This is a genomic window from Acinetobacter higginsii (genome assembly GCF_000369525.1).
GTDB classification, from domain to species: domain Bacteria; phylum Pseudomonadota; class Gammaproteobacteria; order Pseudomonadales; family Moraxellaceae; genus Acinetobacter; species Acinetobacter higginsii.
This window is the reverse complement of sequence record NZ_KB850066.1, coordinates 1-11,295: the sequence shown is the minus strand read 5'-3', so window position 1 is coordinate 11,295 and position 11,295 is coordinate 1. Positions and strand designations below refer to the sequence as shown.

The 11,295-nt window shown below is 36.3% G+C and carries 8 protein-coding genes and 1 pseudogene; 6 read left to right on the top strand and 3 right to left on the bottom strand.

All coding sequences use genetic code 11. The annotated features are described in order from the left end of the window. Positions 1-95: 95 nt before the first annotated feature. The 6 genes and pseudogenes from F902_RS00380 to F902_RS00355 form a co-directional block, all read left to right on the top strand. Positions 96-410 (top strand): annotated as a pseudogene (locus F902_RS00380) (hypothetical protein); the annotation flags it as partial. A gap of 12 nt (positions 411-422) precedes the next feature. After that, entirely contained in the window at positions 423-1,529 is a 1,107-nt protein-coding gene (locus F902_RS00375; RefSeq protein WP_000482094.1) for an ImmA/IrrE family metallo-endopeptidase, read from the top strand. A gap of 246 nt (positions 1,530-1,775) precedes the next feature. Beyond that, a complete protein-coding gene (locus tag F902_RS00370) occupies positions 1,776-2,417 on the top strand; it encodes an SOS response-associated peptidase (RefSeq protein WP_002046584.1) in 642 nt (213 codons plus the stop codon). A gap of 111 nt (positions 2,418-2,528) precedes the next feature. Then, positions 2,529-3,155, top strand: a complete 627-nt coding sequence (locus F902_RS00365; RefSeq protein WP_000038641.1) for a LexA family protein — start codon at positions 2,529-2,531, stop codon at positions 3,153-3,155. 14 nt (positions 3,156-3,169) lie between these two features. Beyond that, positions 3,170-4,465 (top strand): Y-family DNA polymerase, encoded by a 1,296-nt coding sequence (locus tag F902_RS00360; RefSeq protein ID WP_005199916.1) that lies wholly within the window; start codon positions 3,170-3,172, stop codon positions 4,463-4,465. Between the two features lie 4 nt (positions 4,466-4,469). Beyond that, positions 4,470-4,688: a hypothetical protein gene (locus tag F902_RS00355; protein ID WP_000550047.1), complete on the top strand. Its 219-nt coding sequence runs from the start codon at positions 4,470-4,472 to the stop codon at positions 4,686-4,688. Between the two features lie 325 nt (positions 4,689-5,013). Here F902_RS00355 and F902_RS00350 read toward each other — a convergent pair whose 3' ends face one another. The 3 genes from F902_RS00350 to F902_RS00340 are packed head-to-tail and all read right to left on the bottom strand — an operon-like array spanning position 5,014 to position 11,038. Then, positions 5,014-8,214: a site-specific integrase gene (locus F902_RS00350; protein WP_005199915.1), complete on the bottom strand. Its 3,201-nt coding sequence runs from the start codon at positions 8,212-8,214 to the stop codon at positions 5,014-5,016. A gap of 4 nt (positions 8,215-8,218) precedes the next feature. Then, positions 8,219-10,561, bottom strand: a complete 2,343-nt coding sequence (locus tag F902_RS00345; protein ID WP_005199914.1) for a hypothetical protein — start codon at positions 10,559-10,561, stop codon at positions 8,219-8,221. A gap of 12 nt (positions 10,562-10,573) precedes the next feature. Beyond that, entirely contained in the window at positions 10,574-11,038 is a 465-nt protein-coding gene (locus tag F902_RS00340) for a hypothetical protein (RefSeq protein ID WP_000911010.1), read from the bottom strand. Positions 11,039-11,295: the final 257 nt, after the last annotated feature.

Here is an 11,295-nt window from a genome sequence, read left to right as displayed (position 1 = left end):
TGCTTCTGTGATTCTTGAACGGGAATAGTATCTATTTTTTGCTTTCATATAAGGAAGTTACCATACTTTTTAATATGCTTAACTTCCTAAGCCCCAATAATATTAAGGAGAATCAGTCTGCTTATGATGATGAGACAAAATTGAGAACATGGATTTTATACTTTCCTTCAGCATCACATCCAGCCTATAAAGACATTGATATCCCAAATATTCCTTTTGAATTTGCATACCCAACTAGCTTCGTACAGGACTTAAAAGCGAAAAAAATTTCAATTTTACCAAGTGACCATACTTGCAGAATTGCATTTGAAATAGATAATACAGTTCCTGTAAAAACTGATCCTAAGCCAGTATTGGAACCATCTAATGAAATTAAACCAGATGATTTTGATATTCAGCTTGTAGTTTAATCTGAGGTTAATGTGTTTAATAAAGATCGTTTACGTATTGCTAAAGAATTACGAGGACTTAGCAATACCGATTTCGCAGAAAAATTGAGTTGCTCTATCTCTAAGGTAAAGCAACTTTTAGACGTGGATAAAGAAATCAATGAAAATGATCAAGATGATATATGCCGTGTATTAAATTTACCCAAGTCATTCTTTGCAGGTAATGACACACAACCACATGAAACAGACCAAATCTTCTATAGATCGGTTGCTCGTATTAAAGCACAGCATAGAAAAGCTAATGAGGCATATACTCTTTTAGCAATAAATATTAACAAGTACTTAAATCAGAAAGTAAAGTTACCTACTTTTCACCGTCCTGATTTAGATATTACTGAGTTTTTGGGTGAATCTAAGTATGCCGATCACCTAGCGTCAGAGTTGAGAGGTTTATGGGCTTTAGGTAATCAACCGATTAATAACATTGTTTCGTTGTGTGAGCTAAAGGGAATCCGTGTCTTTAGATTACCGACTGAAATTCGAGAAATTGATGCACTATCTTTTTTTGATGATGAAAGTGGTAGCCCTTTCATATTTCTAAATACATTTAAGTCTGCCGAAAGAGCCCGCTTCGATTGTGCACACGAACTTGGTCATATCGTTATGCATACGCATAACAAAAAAATTCGTGTCGAGAAAGATAATCGTGTTCTCGAAACTGAAGCGGATCAATTTTCATCTGAATTTTTAATGCCAACAGATGCATTTCTTTCTACTGCTCCACGCTATTTTTCACTAGAAAATATGATTGAGTATAAAAAGATTTGGCGAACATCCCTGAAGGCTATTAACTATAAAGCTCACAAGCTGGGATTAGTTAGTGATTGGGTTAATCGTAGTAACTCTATAAAGATCAATTCGTTGGGCTACAACATTAATGAACCTGAAGAAACTCATCGAGATGAGAGTTTGATGTTGCCCAAAATTATCTCTGTTTTAGCCTCACAACCATCTTTTGATAAAAATAAAATGCTTGATGAAATTGGAATCTCTGAAGAAGATTTTAATCAATTAACATTTGATGCTTTAGCTAAAGTTGAGCCCCCGAAGAAAAAACATAAGTTATATATTGTCGAGTAATACAAACCTTCCTTAAAAATAATGCGCCTTACGGCGCACTATTTATGCAAAATCCTGATTAATTTTTTTATGACTTCACGCCCAACGTAGTTTTGCATCCCATAAGTCATACTTTAACTGAAAATGTAACTTGCCCCATCATGACTTTTTTCATATAGCCTACTTGAACTGACACCATAAATCCCATGTGTTCCATAAAGCATCGTATACAATTTCAGATAAATTCTTTAGTTATGTGATCAGGCTATGTGCTCAAATTACCTATTTCCAAATAAAAGAAATTTGACACTCTTAGGTGTCGATACAAGCCAGTTTGATCTTGAGCTTAAGGATCATGTATTCCCTTCCTATCATGCTCCAATCATTCTGAACGGCTCAGATCACTTAGAGCTTGATATTGCAAAGTTTGGATTACTACCGAGCTGGGCGAAAGAATTGAAGTTCAGCAGTCATACTTATAACGCCAGAACTGAGTCTGTAGCAGATAAGCCTAGCTTTCGACATGCTTGGAAGTACAGCAAGTTCTGCCTAGTCCCAGTACAAGAATTTTATGAGCCGAAATACATCAATGGCAAGCCACACTGGTACACCATCAAGCGTAAAGATGATCAGCCTTTTACTGTTGCAGGGATCTATGATGATGCAGTGATTAATGGCAATAAGGTACGTTCCTTTTCAATGTTGACCATCAATTCGGACCATCACCCTTTTATGAAACAATTCCATGCACCGAAGGATGAGAAGCGATCCATCATCGTTATTCCAGAACAGTACAGAAAAGACTGGCTAACAGCCGATCATGAACATGCGCATGAATATTTCTTTCAAATGCCCGATGAATTCGTCACATTTCCACGCGATGAGCAGAAACAAAACGTCTTATTCTGACGCATCCTTGTTTATCCACAACTTTTTAAATTTGAATTTTAAACGCTGTTAGTAATATCCTATTTAAACAAATTCTACTTCCAAACACGCCTCGTAGCGTAGGAGTATCTCATGTCTAAGAAGTTGCCTATTTACTTCTCTGACGACGCATGGTCATCTTTACAAGAGCTCATGGGTCCAGAGGGTAAACCAAGTCCTACCATCAACACCGTGCTTGAACAAATCGCTGTTCAAAATGAGCTTGTTGAAAAATTAGGGCTTACTGCTGTCCTACCCAAATCCAAAGTATCTATTCCCGTCTCTTTAGAGCGTATTCCTGCAGGTCCGGCCTTCAGCACCAAGGATGAGCAAGACAAAGCACTCGATCTGAATGAGTTCCTGATTCACAACCCTATTTCTACTTTTATTGCCTATGTAGACAGTGAATCCATGCTCGATGCTGGCCTAGAGATTAATGATCCAATCATTATTGATCGCAGTATTGAAGCCAAGCATTACGATATCGTGGTTGCCCTGATTGATGACAATGCCTCAACCATTAAGCGGCTGATGATCACCAATAAGATGTCCAAGTCTGAAATCAAAGAAATATTTGGAGATGAAGATTATCCGCTTCCAGAACTTTGGTTGAAGGCTGAAAATTCGAATTACAATCACATCATTCCTGATGATAGTCAGACCATATCAATCTGGGGTGTGGTGACTTTTAATTTAAAGCGTATTTATCACCGCTCATAAAAAGAAGAATAACCATGCAAAGTAAAAATGAAATATTCGCGTTAGTCGACGTGAATAATTGCTACGTCTCGTGTGAGCGTGTGTTTAATCCTGCCTTGAATGATCGCCCAACCATTGTGCTCAGCAACAATGACGGCTGTGCCGTGGCCAGAAGCCAGGAAGCGAAAGACTTAGGCATCAAGATGGGTGTTCCTGTATTCCAAATTAAAGAGCTGATCAAACAACATAACATTCAGGTGCTATCCAGTAATTTCTCCTTATATGGCGAAATGTCCAAGCGCTTTATGGAGCTGCTTGGGGACTATGTTGCACCAGGAGATCAAGAGGTCTATTCCATTGATGAATGCTTTCTGAAGCTCACAGCTTACGAGCATCTATTTGACCTGACTGTATATGCTCAAGACATGAGGGCTAAGGCTTGGCGTTGGTTAGGCCTACCCTGCTGTATTGGAATTGGTCGCTCTAAAACCGAAGCCAAGATTGCCAATCATCTCGCCAAGAAAAACAAGTTCTTCAATGGGGTCTGTAATCTGGCCCATATGGACCCATGCTCTACAGAAACGCTACTCGCGCAGGTTGATGTGTCTGAGGTTTGGGGCGTAGGCAGACAGAACTGTAAGAAGCTCAATACTATGGGTGTTCAATCTGTGCTGGATCTGATCAATGCCAATCCTAAAGAAATCAAAAAGCAGTTTAGTATCGTGATGGAAAAGACGGTGCTTGAGCTACAGGGCCTTTCTTGTATTGACCTTAGTGATGATACTGTAGCGAAGAAGCAAATCATCAGCAGCCGTTCATATGGCAACCCAGTGTATGAAATGGATGACATTAAAGCTTCGGTTCGGCTTTATGTGGCCAGAGCCGTGAAACGAATGCGGGAAGATGGCTCAATCTGCAAGATGATCGGCGTGTATATCCAAACCAGTCGCTTTGATAAGACAGAGCGCTACTCGCCTTACATCGTCGTTCAAATGCATGAGCATACGGATGATCTACTGCTCATCACCAAGGCCGCGATGAAAGGCATCGATCAGATATTTAAGAAAGGCTTTAAGTATAAAAAGGCGGGAATCGTGCTGCTCGAAATTACAGATCAATCCAAGTTTGTGCCCGATCTATTCACGGACTATTCACATAAGCAAGAGCGAGAAAGGCTTTCAGATGCCATCGAAGCCATCAGTGAACGGTTTGGGAAGAATCTCGTCACGCTAGGCATTGCCAACAATAAAGAAGCCACATGGCACATGAATCAAAACCTTAGATCACCTTCGTATTTAACCAAATGGTCTGACTTACCAAGAGTAGGATAAAAACATGCACTTATTTAAATTAACTGACGAACAACTCGCACAAATTCTTATCCCGAAACGATTTGTACCACCTACTCCACCTGAACATGAAGGCAAGAATATGGTCTATGTATTTGATAGTGAGGATAAGTTTGAACTGACTTATGATGAGCTGGTGGAAATCATTAGCAAAGCTAGAATGGCTGGTCCGAAGTTGATACCTGTCTTAGGCACCGTGAATTAAATTGTGCAGTGTTCGCACGCCACTTGAAACATAACTTGATTGGAAATGAATTTGGGCTGAGAAAAATTCAGTTCAAATTTAACCTGACGGGCACACTAAAAAATGGGTAATTGTCAGATCGAGTTTGGACTACAACACTTTAGCTCATCGATTTACCAAAGTGCTAATCTTTACACTATTGTCTAAAATCCAGTGACCAAATTGTGATGCTAAAGCTTTTAAATTCCCTTTATTATGAATCAAAGTTAGTATGATGCTTTTCATAAAGACAGTTTACTTATAACCAGAGAGATTTTTAAACAATTCCCCTTTTAGTTTGCTTAGGCTATTTCAACCAGAGTTCATCTTTTTGCATCATTTTTAACATTAAATTAAATATAACCAGCGGAGTAACATTTTTTTTGTTAGAGCCGACAACTCTTTGAAAACTAAATTTAACGGTTCGCTCAGGAGCATCCAAATTAACTGGGTAGTTTTGTTTTTCTAAATACAGATGATCTCCTAACATTGGCTCTATACCAGTAATAAAATTAACAATTTGTTGCTCATCACCTTTCATTCGGCATTGAAAATGTAGAAAATTCTTACGCAGTTTTCCAAATAATAATAATATTTTAAGCGCCTTAACCATGTTCTTTTCTTTCAGTGCATCTTGCTGCCTATCATCTTTATAATGAAAATCAAGGAGAGGAATTATTTCATCTGGACGAGTCAGTTTTTTAGCCTTTTCGTAAAGTTCATCAAACCAACTCTCTTCTAAATTCTTACTATAAACATAATTCGTTTTTAAATTAAATTTTTGGCGATCCATCCATTTAGTGCTCATCCATTGACATCGTTGCATCCATTCTTGAGCTTGGGTATCTTCGCTTAAACGACCTTCTCTAAAACTTATCAAACGTTGAAAAGGTGTCAGAGTACTCTTCTCTATACTAAACTTCTTTTCTTGTCGGCCAGCCATCGTAACTGGCTGTGTTTGCTGATAAGAATTAAACCATTTCTGCTGCTGAGTATAACGATTTAGGTTTATGTAGTCTGTACTTGACTTCACTGGACTAAAACACTGTTCTAATACTTTTTTTGAAATGATACACGGCGAATTATAAATTCGATCGACTGCTAATAAATCCAAAACATGAAGGTAATTTGAAGCCGTTTGCTCAATACTGCTATGCCCCATCCAAGAGGCGAGCACCTGCCATTTATGTTGAATAATCTCTTCTTGAGCACGTGCTTTCATACCAAACAATAAATCCCTCATCTTTTTTGCTTTTACCCAAGGACAATCTGTGTAGGTCTTGATCATTTCTTTTGAACCGAGCAAAGTTATTGCTAGATAGTTAGCAGCACTGTGGCGTAATGTATGAAAACTAAAGCCATGATGCATACCTAATATTTGACTAAACAAATCTACTGTAATTTTGCTGATACATTGATCAGTTAATACACGATGATTCACACTAAAAAGTAGATCATCCTGCTGATTAACCAAATATTGCTCATAACGATGTTGTATGTAACGTTGTACTACTAAAAACTCATGTTCTGACAATGCAATTTTCAATGGTATTTGACGATTCGCACTTCGCGTTTTCAGACGGCGATATGAATTGTCTTGGATATGAAGCGTGATATTATTAAAAACTGTATTTTCTTTTTCTTTATAAAGTAGCTCTGGGCAAATAATATCTTGTATTTTAAGACAACGAACTTCATTTAATCGAAGTCCAGTTCTATAACTTAGTAAATACATCAGCTTTAAACAACTCAGATGATCGACCCACTCTGATGCCGTTGGCTCTTGACTTAAATTTTCTAGTTTTTCCAATAATTTGCCAAATAGCAAAGGACTCACTAGCCGTGCATTGCAAATTTGTAAATGCTTAAAACTTGAATTCTGTAACACCAATACCCCTGGAGCATCATAATTCTCTATACAGAATTGATGAAAATCTTTTAGGCGACCAAAACGGTATTCTGCGCTTTGGTGCATCTTACGAGAGGTTTTTCCTTTCACCGAATCTCGTTGAACTGCTTTTTCATCACGTTCACTGCTGTATTTCAATAGCTGCCGATATAAATCCTCATAGTCATCTATGGATTGTTGCTTTAAATCTAATTTATTGAGCCAAATCTCAAATATAAATTCTTTGCCAAACGATCCTAAGTAGCTTTCAATAGTTGATAATTGAAGCCCTCGTTTTTTTAAATGCATTAACCATTCAATTAAGCGTAGTTGAGCATCAATTAAAGACTTTTCCTCCGTATTAGCATCAACTATCTTCTCCTCTAACACCCTTCTGGTTTCTTGCCAAAAACGTAGCGTGCGTTCTTCTTTATTCCTCTTTTTATCTAAACGCTCAACTTTTTGACCTTTACGTTTCTTTTGATCAAACAACATCAACTCATACGGAATCGTTTGTAATTTGCTTTGAGCAGTCGGAACTTCCGGATGTAACTGCTCTTGTTCAAAATGAATAGGGCGACTCTCTTGTTCTGTGACTTGATTGTAATCATTATTCCACAGCAATCTAAATTCGGATGGCCTTAAAGCGACAGTATTAATCTCTTGCTGAAGCACATTACTCAAAAATATATCAAGGCTAAGGTTTGGATTAAATTCGAGTACCATTTGCACATCATTAAATGCACGAAATCCACGGCGTTTAATTTGATATTGCAGATCCCCAAGACTTTTTTTCCTGCCTATCTTACTCAAGCTTTCTAAAATACAATCTTCAACTGAATGTTGCAGACGAAATTCTTTCTGAGTGGCTTTCAACTTTTTTAAATATTGTAAAATGAACTGCGCATATGGGTTAAAAAAAACATGTTTCCATTTGTACAACTTTCCCTGTTCTACATCGTTGCCATATTGAGAGTTTTCAACACGATAATGTAGTAACAATGGATTAGTGATCTTTTGATAATCAGAATGGTATAACCGAAAACAATTCAGATCTGTACCAAGCTCAATGGCATCCTGCAATTGTTTCTGAATAGTAATCAAATGCTGTTCATCTGCACAGCCTGAAATATATATAAAACTTAAGCATAAATTTCCCCATAAGTACTTCGGTTCATCCCAATATTCAAATGAATCTTGCCAATACTGCCTTAATTCCTTGACTACCAGAATATGTAGATGCCCGTGTTTTAATCGTGACTCTGTACTCTCAATTTTTCTAGGCAGTACTATCCGTTTCGTATGTGGATTTAGCTTAATTCTGTATGATTTTTTATCTACATTCTGGTTGAATTGCCTCCTTCTTTTATTAAATTCATCTTCAGTAAATTGCATCAGTTTTGATTGTTCGTCTCGGCTCAACTTTTGACTCAAATAATCAACACTATCTTTAATGTCATGCCATTTTTCAGCGATCTGCTGATCAAGTTTTTGCTGCATGTCTTTCGTCAATACTTCAGGTGAAGAAGGCTGTCTATCTAGCGACTTTTTCACCAATTTATGAATATCAACAAATAGATCATCTAGTTGCGGTTTTATTAGTTCTTTGATTTTTTGCATACAACTATTTTCGCTCTAAGTGTTTAATCGATAAAAATTTGACATTATCTTGGAATTGCTGGCGGGCTTGCTGTACATAGACATTCGGAATAAGTGAAGAATGCGGATGAAAAGCCTCTCGGTCACGTTGGTCATGACCATAAAGAGCCTGTATTAAATGGAATGCTAAAGCAGTTTTTTCTTCTTTTTTTTCTTCTTTTTCTTCTGCATACATCAAAAAATTCATATCAAAATGACGTAACCAATTCGAATACATATTCTTTGGAAAGATTCCTTCCATATATAAATTTACCCAGTTTCTCGATAAAGGGATTAACTTAATTTTTCTGCTCTGCCACTCTTTGACAGTTATCGGCAAGATATCTTTACTATCAATGACCTTGCCAAAAAGATCATTTACAGTAATTTTCTTTGCAAAGACTTGTCTAAAAAACGAACCGTACGCTTCAATAATTTGTTCTAAAAAGACTGTGTAATTTTGCAGTGTTTTTATGAAAAAATCAGATAATGGGATAAAACGACCATCTTTTCTTGCTTTACTATTTTTTTTATCATTCACATATAAAAGCTTGAGCTCAACACAATAATCATCCAAATTCCCCAACAGGTTTTCTTTAGGCCGACTTGCCAAACTCAACAAGCTGATATGCCACATCCAACACGCGTATGCATTCAGTTGATTAATGATATGTTGATCTTTTTGAATATTTTCTTGGCAATGTTTATGTAAAAAAGCAAATTGCTCTTTCACAAAACTGGGTTCAAGTGCCAGTTGGCTCCCTATCCTTCCTAGAGCTAAGGCAGATTGCACTTTGAATTGTTGTCGCAATATTTTGAGTTCTTCAGTAAATTCCGAGGAATGTGGTGTAAGTGCTGTTTCTACAAAGGCTAGATATGTGCTACTGAGTTGAGCTTTCGGTAGCCCTCCATAATAGATACCAGGCATGTGATGCTGACTATCCCGCCCAGCAATTACATGAGCTAGATATTCATTATATGTTTCATAATATATATGAAAATATAATTGAGCCTGCAGTTTTTCAACAGTGATCGAACCTACAAACCGATTATCAAGCCAATTCTTAAGTTTTGTATTAATGTCTGTTGAAGAAATTATTGGATTCGATGCTTGTTCTATATAGTCAAACCAAGCAGAAGGTAAATGTAGTTGATGTGTCATCACTTCATTCCATCGCTCATCATTTAAGCTCTTAATCTTCTGCTCTGTAATTTTAAGATTTAATTTGAGTAAATATTCGCGACGTCTACTTGAACCATTTTGGATCAAAATTCCATCTTGAATAAGCTCGTTAAAATCCATCAGTGCGACGGGTGATAATCCCGTCAAAAGTGACAATAAACATGCTGCAGCGATTGCAGCATCATTCCAGTCCCTATTTAACTCAGTTCTCAACACATAAACAATTTGCTTCAGTATATCTGGCGCCAAATAATGTGGATTTGTAATAAATGGCGCATGACGGCGTTGGCGATGCCGCGTGTAATACGCAGCATAATCACTAATTAAATGATTAAAATTTTTAGTTTTTTCATCTTCAGAGTATAATTCTACTTCAGTGTCCAATAACTCAATTTCACGATCTTCATCTTTGTGAAGAGAGGCATCATAAAAACTGATCTTTGCGTTATGTCCGATATCTTCATGCTTACCTGATTTTATTTCACGAAATTTTTTGAGTTCATTTTTAGTGGGCCATTTCAAAACTTTGCTTTTTTTTGACTTACGCTGACGATGAACAACACGACGATCATCTAGTCTTTTAAAAATTATTAATAGAGCCGATAAATACTCTATGACTTGTACTTGTTTGAAATCTTTAATATTAAAAAGTTGATTACGATCCTCTTTTTTCAAATTACGTTCGTACGTGACATAACAATTTAGCAGCTTACTACACTCATGAAATAATTCAGCATGATTAGAATCCAGCACATATCGTGAGACATAGCGTAATAGGTCACAAACATGTTTTTGCTTATTCTCAGCTTTATCAATTTTTGCAAATTCTTGATACTGCCGATATGTTAAAAAACTCGCTTGTAGAATCAAATAACGTACAGACGACAACTCTTGAGTATTACTAATATTCGGACATGAAAAATAACTCAAAGCAGCCAAAAAAGAATACTTACCGATCTGTCTGGAGCCTGATATATAGCTATAAATTTGTTGTGCTAATTTGTATAGCGCGTAGACTTCTTTATACAAATCATCTGATAGATCAATAAATTGTGTATTCACAACAAGATCACGTAACAGACAATAATCTTTTTGGAATTTTTCTGCTAAATCTAAAAAGTGCTCTTCTGCGTCAATCTTCGGCATATTCATTTTCGCTTAATTTTTTATCACATTGCATTGTCTAAATTCATTACGATCTGAACAATTTTGTAAAAGTTGATCTTTTATTGAATTCTTTGTTAGCTTAAAAAATCGAGCAAAAAATTTAGCATCCAGCTCTTTCTGAGTTTTCCTTTCAAAGCACAAGTGTTGCTGTGATTTTTCGATAAAATCATCAAGATTATGTATCAACTGTAAGATTGCAACATAATTAGAATGCACACGTAAGCCAGGCTCCGTTTGCATCAATAGCAAGATTTTTTGCCAAATTTTGACGTAGATTGCTTTGAACTTTGCTTGTACTACGGCTTTCTGACTCTGTTTAATCTTTCTGATTTTCAGTAATTCTGAGTTGATTTTTACTATCTCAAGTTGAACATTTTTTCGACCAAAGCAAAAGGGCAATATAAATTGCCCCATAAAAATCTCTATATTTTTTACTAAATAGTCAAATTTTAACATTTTTATCGATATAAAAAATGAGCATATCTTTGTATATGAAAATTCATTTAATTAATCAATCAAATCTTCTTAAAATTACAATTATCAACAAATACATAGGTTTTTCTTATTAAAGTTGATCTAAATTTCAAATATTCTTCCACTTTTTTTTAGTTTTCTGTTATTAGAGTGATCGATGACCATGTTTTTCAACAGATATGGGAAAATACGGTGTGCAAGATTAGGCTTACTGGTATTGGGTTTTGGATACAAGGCAT

Bases quoted from the DNA above. Each gene is read 5' to 3' on its own strand.
- F902_RS00355 (WP_000550047.1), top strand. From the start codon at position 4,470: ATGCACTTATTTAAATTAACTGACGAACAACTCGCACAAATTCTTATC.
- F902_RS00370 (WP_002046584.1), top strand. From the start codon at position 1,776: ATGTGCTCAAATTACCTATTTCCAAATAAAAGAAATTTGACACTCTTA.
- F902_RS00340 (WP_000911010.1), bottom strand. From the start codon at position 11,038: ATGTTAAAATTTGACTATTTAGTAAAAAATATAGAGATTTTTATGGGG.
- F902_RS00360 (WP_005199916.1), top strand. From the start codon at position 3,170: ATGCAAAGTAAAAATGAAATATTCGCGTTAGTCGACGTGAATAATTGC.
- F902_RS00345 (WP_005199914.1), bottom strand. From the start codon at position 10,561: ATGCCGAAGATTGACGCAGAAGAGCACTTTTTAGATTTAGCAGAAAAA.
- F902_RS00365 (WP_000038641.1), top strand. From the start codon at position 2,529: ATGTCTAAGAAGTTGCCTATTTACTTCTCTGACGACGCATGGTCATCT.
- F902_RS00350 (WP_005199915.1), bottom strand. From the start codon at position 8,214: ATGCAAAAAATCAAAGAACTAATAAAACCGCAACTAGATGATCTATTT.